The organism is Clostridium sp. AF12-41 (genome assembly GCF_003461685.1).
Classification (GTDB): Bacteria; Bacillota; Clostridia; order Lachnospirales; family Lachnospiraceae; genus Otoolea; species Otoolea fessa.
In genome coordinates, this window is the sequence record NZ_QTXO01000005.1 from 1 (window position 1) to 17,996 (window position 17,996).

At 50.1% G+C, this 17,996-nt stretch carries 17 protein-coding genes; all 17 read right to left on the reverse strand.

From position 1 onward, the window contains the following. Window positions 1–123: 123 nt before the first annotated feature. The 17 genes from DWV73_RS08925 to DWV73_RS09005 all read right to left on the reverse strand — a co-directional run bounded on the left by DWV73_RS08925 (window position 124) and on the right by DWV73_RS09005 (window position 17,960). Window positions 124–1,488, reverse strand: coding sequence for a sigma-54 dependent transcriptional regulator (locus tag DWV73_RS08925; RefSeq protein ID WP_107000771.1), 1,365 nt, complete (start codon window positions 1,486–1,488; stop codon window positions 124–126). 75 nt (window positions 1,489–1,563) lie between these two features. Beyond that, a complete protein-coding gene (locus DWV73_RS08930) occupies window positions 1,564–2,880 on the reverse strand; it encodes a HAMP domain-containing sensor histidine kinase (RefSeq protein WP_117796482.1) in 1,317 nt (438 codons plus the stop codon). A 61-nt stretch (window positions 2,881–2,941) separates the two neighbouring features. Next, complete coding sequence (locus tag DWV73_RS08935) at window positions 2,942–4,369, reverse strand: sodium:solute symporter family protein (RefSeq protein ID WP_107000773.1); 1,428 nt, start codon at window positions 4,367–4,369, stop codon at window positions 2,942–2,944. Window positions 4,370–4,371: 2 nt separating this feature from the next. Further along, window positions 4,372–5,403 carry a tRNA pseudouridine(38-40) synthase TruA gene (truA, locus tag DWV73_RS08940; protein ID WP_117796483.1) on the reverse strand — a complete coding sequence of 344 codons (1,032 nt, stop codon included), beginning with the start codon at window positions 5,401–5,403 and terminating at the stop codon, window positions 4,372–4,374. 156 nt (window positions 5,404–5,559) lie between these two features. Further along, on the reverse strand, window positions 5,560–6,561 hold the full coding sequence (locus tag DWV73_RS08945; protein ID WP_117796484.1) for a succinylglutamate desuccinylase/aspartoacylase family protein: 1,002 nt from the start codon (window positions 6,559–6,561) through the stop codon (window positions 5,560–5,562). Between the two features lie 50 nt (window positions 6,562–6,611). Next, window positions 6,612–7,394, reverse strand: coding sequence for a dipeptide/oligopeptide/nickel ABC transporter ATP-binding protein (locus DWV73_RS08950; RefSeq protein ID WP_117796485.1), 783 nt, complete (start codon window positions 7,392–7,394; stop codon window positions 6,612–6,614). Further along, complete coding sequence (locus DWV73_RS08955) at window positions 7,382–8,236, reverse strand: ABC transporter ATP-binding protein (protein WP_107000777.1); 855 nt, start codon at window positions 8,234–8,236, stop codon at window positions 7,382–7,384. The genes DWV73_RS08950 and DWV73_RS08955 overlap by 13 nt, the downstream gene beginning before the upstream one ends. Further along, complete coding sequence (gene opp1C / locus DWV73_RS08960) at window positions 8,233–9,057, reverse strand: nickel/cobalt ABC transporter permease (RefSeq protein ID WP_107000778.1); 825 nt, start codon at window positions 9,055–9,057, stop codon at window positions 8,233–8,235. Before opp1C ends, DWV73_RS08955 begins: the two co-directional genes overlap by 4 nt. Next, complete coding sequence (gene opp1B, locus DWV73_RS08965) at window positions 9,057–9,998, reverse strand: nickel/cobalt ABC transporter permease (RefSeq protein WP_117796486.1); 942 nt, start codon at window positions 9,996–9,998, stop codon at window positions 9,057–9,059. The genes opp1C and opp1B overlap by 1 nt, the downstream gene beginning before the upstream one ends. Window positions 9,999–10,009: 11 nt before the next feature. After that, on the reverse strand, window positions 10,010–11,635 hold the full coding sequence (gene nikA / locus DWV73_RS08970; RefSeq protein WP_117796487.1) for a nickel ABC transporter substrate-binding protein: 1,626 nt from the start codon (window positions 11,633–11,635) through the stop codon (window positions 10,010–10,012). 170 nt (window positions 11,636–11,805) lie between these two features. After that, on the reverse strand, window positions 11,806–12,708 hold the full coding sequence (locus DWV73_RS08975) for a LysR family transcriptional regulator (RefSeq protein WP_107000780.1): 903 nt from the start codon (window positions 12,706–12,708) through the stop codon (window positions 11,806–11,808). A 150-nt stretch (window positions 12,709–12,858) separates the two neighbouring features. Then, window positions 12,859–13,659 (reverse strand): energy-coupling factor transporter transmembrane component T, encoded by an 801-nt coding sequence (locus DWV73_RS08980; RefSeq protein ID WP_117796488.1) that lies wholly within the window; start codon window positions 13,657–13,659, stop codon window positions 12,859–12,861. Next, window positions 13,656–14,519, reverse strand: coding sequence for an energy-coupling factor transporter ATPase (locus DWV73_RS08985; RefSeq protein WP_107000782.1), 864 nt, complete (start codon window positions 14,517–14,519; stop codon window positions 13,656–13,658). Before DWV73_RS08985 ends, DWV73_RS08980 begins: the two co-directional genes overlap by 4 nt. Before the next feature lie 2 nt (window positions 14,520–14,521). After that, window positions 14,522–15,382 carry an energy-coupling factor transporter ATPase gene (locus DWV73_RS08990; protein WP_117796579.1) on the reverse strand — a complete coding sequence of 287 codons (861 nt, stop codon included), beginning with the start codon at window positions 15,380–15,382 and terminating at the stop codon, window positions 14,522–14,524. Between the two features lie 149 nt (window positions 15,383–15,531). After that, window positions 15,532–16,527 (reverse strand): peptidylprolyl isomerase, encoded by a 996-nt coding sequence (locus DWV73_RS08995; protein WP_117796489.1) that lies wholly within the window; start codon window positions 16,525–16,527, stop codon window positions 15,532–15,534. 215 nt (window positions 16,528–16,742) lie between these two features. Further along, window positions 16,743–17,399, reverse strand: coding sequence for a Maf family protein (locus DWV73_RS09000; protein WP_117796490.1), 657 nt, complete (start codon window positions 17,397–17,399; stop codon window positions 16,743–16,745). Between the two features lie 99 nt (window positions 17,400–17,498). Continuing rightward, the gene (locus tag DWV73_RS09005; protein ID WP_117796491.1) at window positions 17,499–17,960 is read right to left on the reverse strand and encodes a divergent PAP2 family protein; all 462 of its coding nucleotides are present in this window, start codon (window positions 17,958–17,960) and stop codon (window positions 17,499–17,501) included. Window positions 17,961–17,996: the final 36 nt, after the last annotated feature.

A 17,996-nucleotide genomic window follows, 5' to 3' on the forward strand; every position in this document is an offset into this window, starting at 1 on the left:
CACGTTTTAGGCGTGCGTTTTTGCACGATGTGATTTTTTGCACTCTTTTACCATTCATTCCTGCACCCGGTTTACCAGACAACCATTTTCGTCCTTCCTCCTGATACAGTTTTTCTGCTTTTTCTACTTCTCCCCGTCTTCCCGCTCCATCTTCCGTTTCATTGAGAACCGGGTGACGCCGAGCAGTGCCGCCGCCCGCGTCAGGTTATTGCCGGAAAGTTTCAACGCCTCCGACATATATCGTTTCTCCAGCGCCGCGACCTCCTGCTCGAGGTCGATCGGTCCTTTTTTCAAATCTTTCAGATAGATGCAGTCCCCGCTCTCCGGCCTTGCCTCCCGCTCGACCGGCGCCAACTCCACGTGTTTTTCCAGGATATTTCCCTGGCTGAAGAGAAAACAACGCTCAAAAATATTTTTAAGCTCCCTGACATTGCCTTTCCAGTCGTACAAGAGCAGCTCCCGCATGAAATCCGGATCCACTTTTTCGATATTGCGGGCAAAGGCTTTATTATAATAGTCAAGGTAATAGTCACAGAGCACCGGGATATCCTCGCGCCGGTCACGAAGCGGCGGAATCTCGATCTGCATGACATTCAGCCGGTAGAACAGATCCTCCCGGAATTGCCCCGCCTTGATCGCCTCCTCGAGATTTCTGTTCGTCGCCGCAATGATCCGAACATCGACCGCCGTGTCCTCCAGCGCGCCGATCCGCTTAAATTTCCGGTCATCCAGGAAGGTCAGAAGTTTCGTCTGCATCGCCATGGGCAATTCGCCGATCTCGTCCAAAAAGACCGTACCGCCGTCCGCCAGCTCAATCAAGCCCTTTTTCGTCTTGAGCGCCCCCGCAAACGCGCCGCGCTCGTAGCCAAAGAGCTCGCTCTCCATCAGATTTTCCGGAATCGCACCGCAGTTAATGCGTACCATCAGGTTATCCTTGCGGGCGCTGTTCGCATGAATCTGCCGCGCCACAACTTCCTTGCCCGTTCCCGTCTCCCCGCGCAGGAGTACATTGACCGACAAATTTTCCCCAAGCACCTGAATAAGGTGCCGGATCCGGGCAGCTGCCTCACTGACACCTAAAAACTGCGGCACATCGCCTTTCAGGAAGACGAGTGAATCCCGGTTGCGCTTCTGCTCCAGACACCGCTTGATCAGCATATCGATCTCATCCACATCAAACGGCTTTAAAATATAATCATATGCACCGCGCTTCGTCGCCTCAACCGCCTGGGAGACGGAACCGTACGCCGTCATCATGATGACCTGCAGTTCCTCATCTGCATTTTTGAAATTGACAATCTCATCCATCCCGACACTGTTTTCGAGGAGATTGTCGAGAAGGAGCACACCCGGATGATATTTCCTGACAAACTCCAGCCCTTCCTCGACGGTTGCGGCTGAATAGGCGTCATATCCCCTGTCTTTCAGTCCTTCCTCCAGTGTATAGCGAATCAGAAATTCATCGTCCACAATCAAAATTCGATCCATGTGCATCCTCCTCCCTGTTTCATAACATTATACTCTAAATACTAAATTCGTGAAATACCTCATTAAATGGTCACACTATACCATTTTCCCCGGAAATTTTAAAACCACGTCTGTCCCTACCCCCGGCTTGCTCACGATCTCCATCGTTCCTCCATTTGACTCCACCAGGCGGCTCACGATTGAGAGCCCAAGCCCGGTTCCGTTGATGCTCTTTGTATAAAATGGTTCCAGCGCCTTGGAGACTTCTTCCTCCGTCATGCCTTTTCCGTTGTCCCGCACCGTCACAATCACTTCTTTCTCCTGCGCGGCTGCCATAAGCTTAATCTGTCCCTCGCGGTCCGGTACCAGCGCCCTCAGGCTGTTGCTGATCAGGTTGTGAATGATCTGGCGAAACTCATTTTCATTGAGACACGCCCTCAGTCCCTCTTCTGCCTCCACAAAAAGCGATGCGCGGCGGCTGTCCGGTCCTTTCGCATAGATCATTCCGATCTCCTTTAAAACACCGGTCACAGAAATCTCCGTTTTCGGTGATTCACGCCGGATTGACAAAGTCAGAAGGTTCATGATCAGCGCCGTGACACGGTCGATCTCATGGATCATGCTGTCACAGAGCATTTTATCGCCGTCCTTGACCGTCCTGCCCTTTAAAAGCTGAATGCCGGAGCGGATGCCCGCGATCGGGTTCTTGATCTCATGCGCCAGCGTCGCTGCCATCCGGCTGGTATATTCCATTTTCGTGTAATTATCCATGTTTTTGAGCAGCCCCTCAAAGGTAACCGCCAGCTGTCCGATCTCGTCGTGGCGGCTGACCGCCTCAAACCGGTATTTCTGATAACTGCCCTTGTTTTCCTCGATTTCCTTACAGGTATGGCTCATCCGGCGGATGGGGCGCGTGATACTGTGGGAAATGAAAATGCTTGCCTGGCAGATGAGAATCAGCGACGCGATGGCGCCGACTACCAAATAGCTCTGCTGCTCTAAGATGCGTTCCCCGAATATTCTCTCATCCATCCGGTACTCCAGCCGCCAGCCAAATGGATTGTCCCCCTTGCTGACTGCCAGTACCGATGTGTTTTCCCAACGGGTTCCAGCCGTGATCTCCTCACCGTCACGATCCAGAATCCGAATCCGCCCGCGCTCAAAATTCCGGTATTTTTCCGCGATCTCCTCCTCCGGCAGACGCTTTTCCAGAAAGTGCAGATCGCGGTTTACATCCTCAAACAGCGTATCCGCCAGCTCCAGCTCACTGTTTTTCTGCATCGTGTAGCCATTATAATAGGAAATCACGCTGAAACTTCCGATGACAAGGATTCCCACCAGAACAAAGGGAATCATGACCTCATTTTCAATCTGGAAAAACCAATTTGAAAGACGTTTCAGCCATTTATTCATCGCTCGTTTTCGCCTCCTTCTCGCTGTTGTCTGACAGCTTCATGTTTCCAAATGCCCGCCTTTAGCAAGCACGTTTTTTCCATATACTCTCCAGCACCGGGACAAGGACAAAAACCAGGGTCGAACACAGCGTCACCGGAAACCCCCAGTAAACCGGCAGCTCGCGTGGCTGAAGCAGCACCGTCCCGGTTACCCCTGTCACAAATGCCGCCCATGCGCCCGTCCTCGTTGCCCGCTTATAATAAAGCGTGCCGTAGAGAAGTGGCGTCAGAATTGCTGAAAACAATCCCCAGATATCCGCGCCGAAAAACAGGCTGTTGGACGGTGGATTTAAGGAGAGCAGAAGCGCCAGCGTTCCGCCGAGAAAGATAAAGAGCTGCGTCAGCCCCAGGATACGGTCCTCTGTTTTCTTCCATTTTCCATACTGCGCCGCCACATCGTAGGACATCATCGAGCCAATCAGAAGCAGCTGCGAGTTCGCCGTCGACATGCACGCGCCGATCACGCTGATTAAGAAAAATCCGCTGAACCGTGATCGGAGCAAATAATTAATTGCGTAGACAAAAATATCGTCTGATCCGAAGTAATAGGACAGATAAGGAAACAGGATCCGAAGCCCCAGACCGATCTGGGTCAGGCAGAAATAAAAAAATGTCAAGAACACCAGCGAACAGATCAGGACTTTCCGCGCCGTCTCACGGCTCTTTGCCGCCACAATCCGGATCAGATACTGTGGGTTCGCTGCCAGCCCCATACCCCAGCCAAAAAACATCGTGAGGTACATGGTAAGGCTGTAATCTTTCATCAGATTTCCAAAACTGTCCGTCCCGCTGCCCGCCGCATTTCGGCTGAACACCTCCGCGTTTGTCAGAAATCCGCTTCCCTCTATTCCTCCGACCACGACAAAATAGACAACCACTATACTGATCGTGAGCATGATAAGGTTTCCGCCATCCGTCTTGGTAACCGAATTGAATCCTCCAAAGGTAGAATACAGAATAAACAGATAAACCAAAAAAATTGCAACTTTATAATCGATATTTAAAAGCGTCGCCGCCGCAATTCCAAATCCCTTGATCTGGATCACCAGATAAAAAACGTAACCGCCCGAGAGCAGCAGCGCACAGCAGGTACGCAGAAAGCGGGAATGGTAGCGCTCCCCGATAAACTGCGGGATCGTGAGCATGTCGCAGTCATAGATACGGCCGCTGATGAGATACAGCAGCCCCGCGCCGATGAACCACGGGATAACCGTCACAGCGATCACGGAGGTTCCATTTTCAAAAACATTGCCCGTGTATCCCAGAATGGTCGCAGCGGACACCCAGGTCCCGACGAAGGTGGAAAACAGCCGCCAGAACCCGCATTTCCGTTCTCCGATAAAAAATTTCCCAATCGAATCGCTCTCACCGAACGATGATTTTCCTATGATCAGGATAATCAGCGAATAGACGCTGAAACAGACCAGATAATCAAATGTTCTACTCATACTCACTGATGTTCACCCTCGTAGACGGCTTCCAGCCAGCCTTCTTCCGTCTCCGGCTGCCGTCTCAGCCGGTAATATCCGCAGATGCTCCCCTCTTCTCCAAACGTATCCCGCACAAACACCTGTTTCGCGCCGTTTCGGTATGCCTGATGGATCACGCGGCGCAGCACGCCGTCAAGCTCTTCCGGCTCACAGCGCTGGATTGTGAGGTATGCAGACCCTTTCTCCGAGACATTTCTCTGATCGAGCACATAGTGCCAGTGCTTATTTTCGCCCTCCAGGTACGGTGCCAGCTCTTTTTCATACTCTAGGCTTACGAGCGTCAGCCCGCGTGCTGGGATCGTAGGACCTGCTGCCGCTCGGTTTTTCTCCTCCAGAATCTCCTCCATCTTCTCCGGCGGGTAAACGCCCATGCCGATCTTAACCAGCGTCCCGGCGATGATGCGGACCATGTTGTAGAGAAAGCCGCTGCCGCTGATCCGGATGGTAATAAGGTCATTTACCTTGGTGATATCTAAGCTGTAGATGGTCCGCACCGTCTCCTCCGCCTGGGTCCGCACCGTACAAAAGCTCTTAAAATCGTGCTCGCCGATGAGATAGGATGCCGCTTTCTGCATTTTCTCTAAATCCAGATTGAAATAGCAGAAATAGCTGTATAAGCGCTGCAGCGGCATATCGATCTTGCGGTTTAAAATCTTGTATTCATAGGTTTTCACGCAGTTTGCCTTGCGTGGATGGAAGGTAAGGGGCACCTCCTCCGATGCCTGGATCCGCACATCGTCCGGCAGACGCTGGTTCAATGCAAAACAGATCTTATCCCCTGGAATCCGGCTTTCTGTATCAAAAACTGCCACATTTCCCATGGCGTGGACTCCGGAATCCGTCCGGCTGGCCCCGATGACCTGGATATCTTCTTTTAAAAGAGAAGAAAGTGCCTGATTCAGCACCTCCTCAATGGTCACTCCGTTGGGTTGGAGCTGCCACCCGCAGTAGGCAGTTCCGTCATAGGAAACCACTAGCTTAATTCGTCTCATATATATTCCTCTATTTCTATATTTATCCTCAAAAATCTATTTTCTGCTATTTATCATACCATATAATCCCCTTTTTTTGACAGATATTTTTTTATTGACCGTCTTTTCCTATGCAAAAAGCACCTTTGGATCCTTTCATCCAAAGATGCTTTTTTCTTAGCATTCCCCATATGCTACCAGCGGTTCTCCCTCACTTACCCCCAGTGACAAGGTATAGTAAAAGACCATGCCGTCAAGCTCTGATTCATAACGATACATCAGGCTGCCGTCAAGCCGCCGGATTTCTCCCAGTAAATCTCCTTTTTTCAGGCAGCTTCCTTCCCGGATAGCCGGATACCAGAATCCATTTCCCGGTGCCTCCAGATAGCGCATGATCCGAATCTCCCTTTGCTCTATTTTCCCGGATGGAAGTACTTCTGATTCCGGGGAGCTTTCTGAATCTTTTAAATTCATTCCTTTGACTGATTCCAGAATACTTTCTGGCAAAATATCCAGATGAACCAGCAGTTCATACAGGTTTATCCGATATGCATCCACCTCCCGTTCTGTCCAACGTCCCAGTCCGCCCCGTTCTAGTAGAAGAGCCGGGATTCCTTTCTGCGCTGCCCAGCTGTACAGACCATTTTTCGCCGTTGATGCCACTCTCCACGACAAAGACATCGCTCTTGCCGCTGCAGCCGCCTTTTTTTCTACCGTCTCTCCTGCTGCCACCGGAAAAAAGGCAAACGGAACTACCATCTCGTGAATATCTCCACTATGGAGATCCACGAGGAAGTCCGCATCTGGATACAGATACGTTTCCACAGTTGCTGCTATCTTCGCTGACCGGCTTCCCATTTCCGTTCCCGGAAATGCCCGATTTAAATTGACACCATCCTCCGGTACCAGCTGCTTGATTTCCTTATAAAATCCACCTTCATTAGCAATCGGAAGAAATACAACCTCTCCCTTCATCTGCCTCGGATCCAGTTCCTGAATCAGACGGGAAACTGCCAGAATTCCTATGTACTCACAGCCATGTACCCCCGCTGTAACAATCAACCGTTTTCCCGGTCTTGAACCACAGAAAGCCGCCGCTTTCAGGCTGCATTCCTCATCCACCGGAATTTTCAGCCACTGCTTCGTGCCTGCCTCCACCTTCGTTTCATATATTTTCATGTTCTATTTCCTGTTCTGAGAACTTTTCTGCTCCTTTTACTCAATTCCATCTAAACGATCGCCTGCAGCAGCCTGCGCGCATATTCATCCGTTGTCTTTCCCAGCTCCCGGACCGGACGGCATTCTGTGATATGTCCGCGGTATAAAAACAGCACCTCATCGCACAGATAGGTAACCGACGTCAAATCATGCGTAATAAATACATACGTCAGATTCAGTTTCTCCTTTAAATCTATAAGCAGATCCATAACCTGCACCTGCGTATGTGCATCCAAAGATGAAATCGCCTCATCGAACAGAATTATCTCCGGTTCGCAGGCTACCGCCCGGGCAATGCAGACTCGCTGGAGCTGACCGCCGGACAATTCATGGGGATATCGATCCAGAAAATCTGCACTTAGTCCCACCATCTCCATCAGCTCTCCGGCACCTTTTTTTATTTTCTCTCTTGAAAGCTTCCGGATTCCCTTTTTACGTGCTGCTGCCCGCTGTCCCTCCGCCAGAATATCCCGTATACGGAAACGCGGGTTCGCCGAGGTTGTATAATCCTGAAAAACAATACTGATTTTCTTCTGCAGATTCTTTCTCCCCTGACGGTTTCGATAAATCTCCTCCCCATCCAGAAGCACCTGCCCGGAATCCGGTTTTAAAAGTCCGCAAAGGACACGTCCAACCGTCGATTTTCCGCTTCCGGTTTCTCCTAAGATCCCCAGGCAGCTTCCCTTTTCCACCTGCAAAGATACGTCAAACAGCACCTGGTCCCTGGAGGTTCCAAACAATTTATCCTGACGCTCACTCCGGAAGCTGACACATATATCTTTTAATTCAAGCATAATTCCTCCTGATTATCCAGGCAAAGCCGGTAGCGCTCCATGACCGAGCGCCGTGTCTCTGCAAGCATCCGTGTATACGGATCCTTTGCATGCCTTAAGATATGTTCAAAATCGCCCTGTTCGACCAGTTTTCCTCCATTCATCACGACGATCTCGTCCGCAATCTTCGAAACCGCCCCCAAATCATGGGAGATAAATATCATCGCCGTATGACTTTCTTCCTTGATCCGCTGAAATTCCTTCAAAATTTCAGCCTGGGTGATGGCATCGATTGCCGTTGTCGGTTCATCTGCCACCAGAAGTGCCGGCTTCATCGCCAGTGCCAGCCCAATCATGATTCTCTGAAGCATTCCTCCGGAAAGCTGGTGTGGATACTGCCCCAGCACTTCCTCCGGATTATGAATTCTCATTTTTTCCAATACTTCCAGGGAAATCTCCCGGATCTTTGCCCGATCCCAATCTGTATGGGCTGCAAAGGTCTCGGCCATCTGGCTTCCAATCCGGTAAAGTGGATCAAAGCAGGTCATCGGATTCTGGAGAACCATGCCTATCTTCTGCCCACGCAGCCGCCGCAGTTCATCCCGTCCTGCCCGGCATAGATCCTTTCCCTCAAACCATGCCTGTCCTTCTATCCGGAACTGGCGGTCCAGAAGTCCCAGAATTGCTTTTACCGTCATGCTTTTTCCGCTTCCGGATTCTCCCAGAATACCCAGGCACTGCCCCGGCTCTACCTCAAAGCTTACATTCTCGACCAATTTTTTCTGTTTATTTCTGATTTTCAGTTCTACATTCAGTCCATCCACCCGCAGAATCGGCTGCACCCGCTCATGATTCAGGCTCATTTCTGCACCTCCTTCGGATCCAGCACATCCCGCAGGGCATCTCCCATCAGGTTAAACGCTGCTACCAGAATTACCACCGCAATTCCCGGAACCAGCATCTGTACCGGATTGCTGGTGAGGACATTCTTCGCCTCGCTCAGCATCGCTCCCCATTCCGGTGTCGGTGCCTGTACACCCAGTCCCAGAAATGAGAGGGTTGAAATATTGATAATCGCCCATCCGACATCCAGAGAGGATAAAACTGCCAGATCTGCCGCAATTGACGGTACAAGATGGCGAAATAATATAAAAGATTCTGGTGTTCCTATACATCGTGAAAAGCGCACAAAGTTCCGGTCACGATACTGCATAACACCTGTCCGGATCATCCGCGCATACCAGGCCCATTTAATAAACACATTGGCCAGAATTACATTCTGCACGCTGATTCCCAACAGGGCTACCACTGCAAACACCATGATCTGGCTCGGAAATGAAAGCATTACATCGACTGTGCGCATGATCACCTCTTCCACGATCCCGCGGAAATAACCTGCCAAAAGTCCCATCAACGCTCCCAGGCCAATCGTTCCAAGCATGGTCAGGACTGCCAGCCCCAGCGTCGGACGGATTCCATAAATCATTCTCGACAAAATACACCGTCCCAGATTATCGGTACCAAGTGGATACTGCTGGCTGAATCCGGCAAATTTATTTAAAATATCCGTTGCATACGGATCATTCGGTGCGATAAACGGTGCAAAGATCCCTATGAGCGCCACGATAAGCACCAGACCAATCGTTCCAACGGCCGCCCGGTTTCGAATCAATCGTCCTACCATCAATGACTCTCCTTTCTAAGACGCGGATCTGAAATTGTCTGAAGAATATCAAATAATAAATTAAATCCGACAAATAGTACTCCGATCAATAGCACATACGTCTGGATCACCGGATAATCCCGGTTAAAAATCGAGCTGATACAGAGTGTCCCAAGCCCCGGCCAGGCAAATACATTCTCAACGACGATCGTTCCGGAAATCAGCTGCGGTATGCTCATTCCGATCGCTACAATACAAGTATGCATCGAATTTTTCAAAATGTGTTTAAGAAGAATCTGCCGGTTTGGAATGCCTCTCACATTGGCATAGAGAACATAATCCTGTTTCATGTTTTCCAACATATTATTGCGGATCAGGCGGATATACGTCGATATATAACTCAATGATACCGTAAACGATGGCAGAATCAGGTGTTTAAAGCTCCCGCTTCCGCTCGTTGGAAGCAGATCCAGCTTGATCGAAACCAGCCAGATCAGAAGAAGCCCTACCCAGTATGCAGGCATCGCCGTTGTCATAAAAACAATCGCCCGCATGATGCGGTCAAACACACCATCCTTATAAACGGCACAGAGCACTCCAATCGGAATGCTCAGTACCAGAACCATCACAAACGATACACCCGCAAGCTGCAGAGTCGCCGGAAGACAGCGCATCAGTTCGCCCGCAACTGTACGGCTCGGATTGACGTAACTGATTCCAAAATCTCCCCTCAGACAGTCAGCCAGCCAGGAAATATATCGTATCAGATATGGTTTGTCCAATCCAAGTTCCGCCCTTACCTGTGCCACCGCTTCTTCTGTAATAATCGGTACCTGGCGGATGCGCAGTGCCACCTCCGCCGGATCGGATGGTATCAGGTTAATAAACACAAAACACACAAACGAAATGATAATAAGAAGCGGAATTGCCGACAGGATTCGTTTTATGATATATTGTTTCATTTATTTTTCCTTTATTTCTTCTCTCCAAAATAGAAATCAGCGAACGGAACCTCATACTGAGTCTGCGTAAAATGGAAGCCCTGCAGATCCGAACGGTAGATTGCCTTATTACACTCATAAGTAAGCGGAATATAGACCGCATCCTCATGCAGACGGGTCAGCACAAATGTATACAGCTCCTGACGGCGCTCTTCATCCGTGGAAACCAGGATCTCTGTAATCGCATCATCGATATCTGCCTTATCTTCCAGTCCCTGCTGTGCCGCAAAATCTCCATAAACCGGAGCGCGCATCGCCGCCAGGGAGGACTGCGGGTCATACGGAGTTCCCCAGCAGATATTAAATACCATGTCAAAGTTTCCAGCCTTCATACTATCACGGTAAGACTGTTCTTCCTCTCCATGAATGTTCAGGGAGACACCCAGCTTCTGGTATTCGCTCTGGAGGTACTCCGCAATCGCTTTTTCCGTCACACTATCGCTGTTATAAAGCAGCTCCAGTTCCATTTTCTGGCCGTCTTTTTCACGTACGCCGTCTCTAGCCAACGTCCAGCCTGCTTCCTCCAGCATCTTCGTTGCTTCTTCCACATCATACTCATATGGGGTCAGATTGATATCGCAGTAAGGAACGGTAGATGCAAACAGTGTATCCGCCGGCTGTTCCAGACCATAAAAAATACCTTCTGAAATCGCTGCTTTGTTTGTCGCATGCTGAAGTGCCTTACGCACTTCCTTCTCATCCAGAATATCACGGGTTGTATTCAGTACAATCTGCCGGGTCGAGGTCGGATCCGATAACGCAACCGTAAAATTGTCATTTCCCGTATACTGGTTAATTGCATCCGCATCAATCATATTTTTACCGAAAATCAGATCAATTTCCCCTTTTTCCAGTGCCATGATACGCGTCTGATTATCCGGTATTACTTTTACCGTAATCTTTTTGATGGACGGCTGCTCCCCCCAATAGTTTTCGTTTGCTTCAAATACTGCATACTCATCTGTCACAAAATCGGTCAGGACATATGGACCTGTTCCAATGTATTCGTTTACGCCATCCTTTGTGCTTCCGTCCTTCATCGCCTTCGGAGAAATCATTGCAAACGGACGGGTAACTCCCAACTCTGTCAGCAGAGGATAGTACGGCTCCGACAGTTCGATCACAAAGGTTTTATCATCCGGAGCCGAAACCCCAACCAGAAGATTCATCATTTCCAGCCAGGTGTGACGATCTTTGTTTTCAATGATTGCATCAAAGTTTGCCTTGATCGCGTTGGCGTCACACACCTCTCCGTCCGAAAATTTCACTCCATCACGGATGTGGAACGTGTAGGTCTTTCCATCTCCACTGATATCCCAGCTCTCTGCCAGGCAGCCCTCATACCCATTTTCTGTAATATTGACTAAGGTCTCGTAGAGCATTTCCTGTGCATACATTTCACCTGCATACAGATGTGGATTCAGATCACGGATATCCCGGTAATTAACAAATACCAGTTCATCCTTCGTGCTCTCTGCCGATGCACTCTGCTCTGATTTTGTCCCTTCTGTACTGTTTGAAGCGTTTCCGCCACATCCAGCCAAGACAGCCACGGAAAGAACACCAGCTGCCGCTATGAGTCTTTTACTTTTTTTCATATATGTCCTCCTGTTATGCCTGACGCAGGTTTGAAAGCCTGCATCTCTTTTATCTACTTTGTTAAAACAATTCGTTTTTACCGGCAGATAAAAGGATAACATAGTTACGCACAACTAACCACTATCGTTTTACAGGGGGATTGCTATAACGATTTGTTATATCTAAACAATTAAAGCATTTTTTTGAAATGTTCTAAAAACCACGCTGCCTCCGCACTCAGCTTTTCTTCATTCTGGTAAATATATCCGATTACCAGAAATGGTTCACTATTCCGGATCTTCAGATTACGGATTGGATATTGTTTATAATCCTCATATAAAAAATCAATTCCCAGGCTGCAGATATCGCTCTGCATCAGGAGATTCATTGTCATATGATCGCTATTGGTATGTACAACCGTATTCAGCATATCCGTGCTGATCGCTCCCAGGCTCACATGGTTTAAATGATGCTCCATTGAGAAAAAATCCCGGATTCCGCTGACGAATTTTAACTGCGGAAGCTCGGTAAAATCGATACTCTCATCCTCATAACGCGGATGATTTGGTCCCACATAAACACAGGCAGGTTTGACATCCAGTTCCTGAAAAGACAATTTTTTGTGGGACAAAATATGCCGGAATGCCGGAACCTGTTTCTGTGCTACATACACAATCCCCAACTCCGAAATTCCCTGGGATACCTGATCACTAATCTCCTCCACACTGCCTTCCCGGTGGGAAATCTGGCACTCGCAGCCATATTTCTTATAAAAATCTGTCAGAAGCCTCGCAATCATGTTGCTCGGGTAGGTAGAAACGGTAAATTTCCGTTCCTGCGTATCTTCTGCCAGCGAGTTAATAAGACTCACATGATTTAAAATATTGTGTGCATACTCCCGGACCGTTTCTCCATATGGGGTAACCCTGAGCCCTCTGCTTGTCCGCTCAAATAACGCACGCCCCAGCTCCTGTTCCAGCATCCCGATCACCTTGCTGACATTCGGTTGGGATGTGTATAGGCATTCTGCTGCCTGATTAAAACTACCTTTTTCACAGGCAACCATAAAATATTCAAGCTGTTTTAATTCCATTGAAGTCCTCCTTCTGTTGTTCTCCATTCCACCTTATGTTAGCTGTAACTAACCAAAATACAAAAATCAAGAGGCACACAGCTTGCACAGCCTATGCACCTCTCTTTCGGTTCCAAAAGTGCCTACCCGCGGACAGTAACCCCTTTTTCGCTAAAAAACGATCCGCAGTACAATCACAATTCCCAGATAAGCCAGAAGAATCAAGTAGGTAATCCGGTCTCTCCTCTCATAATGCAGCGGCTTCATCTTCGTGCGCCCACTTCCGCCCCGGTAGCAGCGCGCCTCCATCGCCATCGCCAGATCCGTCGCGCGGCGGAACGCCGATACGAAAAGTGGTACCAGAATCGGGATCATGCTCTTTGCCCGCTGTACGAGATTGCCAGATTCAAAATCAGCGCCTCTCGCCATCTGTGCCTTCATGATCTTATCCGTCTCCTCAATCAGAATCGGGATAAAGCGCAGCGCGATCGACATCATCATCGAGATCTCATGCACCGGCACATGGAGACGGTTCAAGCATCCCAGACTCCGCTCCAAGCCGTCCGTAAGCTGGTTCGGGGTCGTCGTCAGCGTCATGACAGAGGAACCAATCACCAGATACATCAGGCGCAGACCCATGAAAACTGCCAGCCGCAAGCCCTCATGCGTCACTTTTAAGAATCCTATCTGAAAAATCACCCGTCCATTTGTCAGAAACAGATTAAAGCTGATACTGATAAGTAACAGGAACACGATCGCCTTGAGTCCTCGCACGATAAATTTAAATGGTACGCGTGAGGTGCGGACCGCCATCGCCAGAAATACGGTTGCCACTGCATAGCAGAGCAGGTTGTCCGCGAAAAATAATGAAATAATGTAGATCAGCGTTCCAAACAGCTTGGTACGCGGATCCAGCCGGTGAACCACTGATTCGACCGGATAATACTGTCCGATTGTGATATCCCGTATCATTGTTTCTCCCTCCGCTTGTTATACAGCGCCAGAATCGCCTCCCGCGCCTCTTCTACCGTCGTGATCGTGTCGTCGATCGGAATCCCGCGCTCCCGAAGTCCCTGCACCACATAAGTGATCTGCGGCGCGGCAAGACCGATCGCCTCTAACTCCTTGTAATGGCGGAATACCTCCTTCGGCGTATCGTCAAACATCTTCACGCCGTCGTTCATGACCATGATGCGGTCCACGTAGCGCGCCATGTCCTCCATGCTGTGGGAAACCACCAAAATCGTCAGCCCGTGCTCCCGGTTCAGGCGCTCGATCTGACCTAAAATCTCATCGCGCCCCTGCGGATCGAGTCCCGCCGTCGGCTCGTCGAGGATCATCATCTCCGGACGCATCGCCAGTACACCCGCGATCGCGACGCGGCGTTTCTGTCCGCCGGAAAGTTCAAACGGGGACTGCTTATAAAATTTTTCATCCATGCCGACCAGCTTTAAGGCATGGCGGGCACGTTTTTCCACCTCTTCCTGCGGAAGCCCCAGATTTTTCGGTCCGAAACAGACGTCTGTAAAAATATCTGCCTCAAAGAGCTGGTACTCCGGATACTGGAACACCAGCCCCACTTTACTCCGCAGATCCTTTAATTTATAACCCTGGCTGTAAATGCTGACACCCTGATACTTAATGTCGCCGCTGGTCGGCTTGATCAGACCGTTTAAATGCTGGATCAGGGTTGATTTTCCCGATCCAGTGTGACCAATCAGACCGACAAATTCGCCGTCCTGAATCTCAAAACTCACGTGCTTTAATGCCTGGCGCTCTAACGCCGTGCCCTCGCCGTAGGTGTAGCACAAATCTTCTACCTGTATTGCCATCTCTATTCCTCTTTCAAAAGCGGTACCAGTGCGTCCAGAAGCTCCGATTTACGAAGGATTCCATCTGGAAGCGGAATTCCCTTTTTCTTAAGCTCCCACGCAAGCTCCGTCACCTGCGGCACATCCATCCGGTATTGTTTTAGTTCCTCCACGCGGGAGAAAATCTCCTTCGGCGTGCCGTCCATCACGATATGACCGTCATCCATGACGATCACGCGGTCTGCATCGACCACCTCTTCCATATAATGGGTGATCAGCACCATCGTGATTCCTTCCGCCCGGTTTAACTCATGGACGGTGCGGATAACCTCCTTGCGTCCGTTCGGATCGAGCATCGCCGTCGGCTCATCGAGCACGATACATTCTGGTTTCATCGCCATGACGCCCGCGATCGCCACACGCTGCTTCTGTCCGCCGGACAGATGGTTCGGGGACTGCTTGCGGTACATCGTCATCCCGACTGCCTTTAAGCTCTCATCCACTCGCTTCCAGATCTCCTCGGTCGGAACTCCGATATTTTCCGGACCGAATCCGACGTCCTCTTCCACTATATTTCCTATGATCTGGTTATCCGGGTTCTGAAAGACCATGCCCGCATTTTTGCGGATATCCCACAGATGCGCCTCGTCCCTCGTATCCATCTCCGATACAAAAAGCGTACCGTCAGTCGGGCTCAAAATGCCATTGATCTGCTTGGCAAATGTGGACTTGCCGGAACCATTGTGTCCCAGGATTGCCACAAAGCTGCCTTTCTCAATCTCCAGATTCACATGATCCAGGGCGCGCTTTACTTCCTCTACCTGCCCCTCTTCATCGCGTCTTATATAATCAAATACAAGATTGACCGCTTTTATGATATTCATGTATTTTTCCTCCACAGTATGTCCGCCTGACCGGACATTACCGTTCATTGTAGAAGAATTTTCCCCGGTAGTCAAGCGGTTGTTCCGAATTGTTATCCTTTTTTAAAAATAAGTTTACTTTTTATCTACCCGCCCCAGGTACAGACTACCTATTTGATCGCATATTCCGCGTAAATCTCAAAGAAATCCGCGTCATTTTTCTCGAACTCCGAGGTCAGATCCAGACTGTCCCAGAGCCCGCTGCTGTAAGAAACGGAGATCGTATTGCTGAACCGGTCGTAGATCTCCTGAAAGGCGCGTTTTTTCCGCTCCTCGTAGATGCGCTCCTTGCGCGCCGCCGTCTCGTCCTCGTCATAATCGTCCGTACATTTGAGCACATAGTACGCGTCGTCCGCATGGATCACCTGGCTGACTGCGCCCTCGGCAAGGGAAAATGCCTCTTTCTCATAGGCATCCGACTCATCACCGCGCCCCAGCACCCGGTCACTCACCGTCAGCCCCGCCTCCTCGGCACAGGACTGGAAATCGGCATCTTCCTGCGATGCCGCCCGCTGGAAGGCGTCTGCCTCGCTCTCATCCGATGTCTTTATCTGACTGACATGGATCACCTTTGCCTCACTGTCGCTGACCTCCAGCGCCACATTGTCCGTGAGCTGTCCCGCCAGCTTCTCCGCCAGACCATAATCCTCATAGATATGCTGGACATCCGCCTCTGTCACGCCCATCGAGTCAATCGCCGACTGCGGCAGACGCCCAAAATACTCGGCTGCTGCCCGGTCCATCGCCGCCCGCTCCTCTGAAGTCAGGGAAATCCCCCGATCGGCTGCCAGCAGGTTCATGATTTTCAGCTCATCCATAAACGAACGGATCTGTTTTTTTAGATACGTTTCAAAATCATCGCCCTTTTCTCCAACTGAAACACCCCAGATCTGATCCGTACAGACCTCCTCATAGCGTTTTTTCTCCGTCATGGCAATCACCATCACTTCCGCGCGGAAATAACCCTTTTCATTCTTCTTTCCCACCACGATCGTGCTGCCGTCCGAGCCGCATCCAGTCAAAAGCCCCAGGCTGAGCGCCAGCCCCGCAAGCAGGGCACACGCCGCCCGGTGGATATGGTTTGTCTTCCTTTTCTGTTTCTGCATGGATACTCCCTTTCTCCTGCATATTTTAGCAATTCCTGTCACATATTCTCTCTGAGCGGCTGATTTATTACTGTTCACACATATGACCAGCAGCGCTGCGTTCTGTCAATCCTTCCACTCTGGTTCACGGTCTGCCACCACGTTTTCTTACGGCACTTTCGGTTCCAAAAGTGCCTACCCGTGAACAGTAACTTTCTTTCCATCAGCCATCCACCTCAGGCCGTATGCTTGAGCAGATCTTCTATCTTCTCCGGGCAGATCCGCTTCAATTCCTGATAGAGCCTTCCGACCGGCAGCCCCATCACATTCGTGTAAGAACCATCGATTCCGCGGATATGCGCGGCAAAACTTCCCTGAATGCCGTATGCACCCGCCTTGTCCATCGACTCGCCGCAGTCTACATACGCCTCGATCTCCGCATCGTTCATCGGATATACATCCACCCGCGTCTCAACCGCAAAGCAGCTCTCCCGATCCTCAGTCAGGATCGCCACGCCCGTGTATACACGGTGGCTGCGCCCCTGGATCCGTCCGATCATCTCAAGCGCCTCATCCCGATCCGCCGGTTTTCCTAAAATCTCGTCATCCACACTGACAACGGTATCGGAACCAATGATAATCCCGGAAAATGGGATTCCCGTCGTCCGCGCCTCCTCACGCACCTGCGCCATCACATCGCGCGCCTTCTGTCCCGCCAGTTCCATCACAACCTGCGCCGGTTCCGTACAGAGCGGATTTTCCTCCAAAGTGCTCGGATGAATCTCCGGTTTCAGCCCAATCCGCTCCAAAAGCTCCCTGCGGCGCGGAGACGCACTCGCCAAAATTAACCGGCAGGCTGGTTTGATATTTTCTATGTCTCTTCTCTGTTCCATTGTTCTGTTCTCATTTCCTCAGTTTCATTTAACGCTTAGATACACGTTATCCCTATATTTATACCATCTATCAGCCAAAATGAAAAGATCCGATGTTCGTTATATGAACATCGGATCGAGAATAAATGCAATCAAAATGCCTAAAATCGCGCCTGCTGCTACCTGTATCGGCGTATGCCCCACGTATTCCTTCAATTTTTCCTGTAATACCACGCCGTCCAGCTTGAGGAAATCATCGAAAAGCAGGCGGTTCAGAACTCTTGCCTGCTTTCCTGTCTCCTGCCGGACACCGATCGCGTCATACATAACAACCATCGCCAGAATAAAGCTGATGGAAAATTCAAAGCTTCCCACTCCGTACCGCAGCGCCGCCGCCGTTGCCAGCGAACATACAGTGGATGAGTGGGAACTCGGCATACCGCCGGAGCCAATCAGACGCTCCGGGTTGAACGAATGGTTCAGCCCGATGTCCAGAATCGTCTTGAGCACCTGGGCGACCACCCACCCGGTCACGCCGGTCATCAGCGTCTGGTTTGATGTCAATTCCTGAAAAAAAGTCATGTTTCTCTCCTGTACTATCTTAATTCCTCTGTTTTC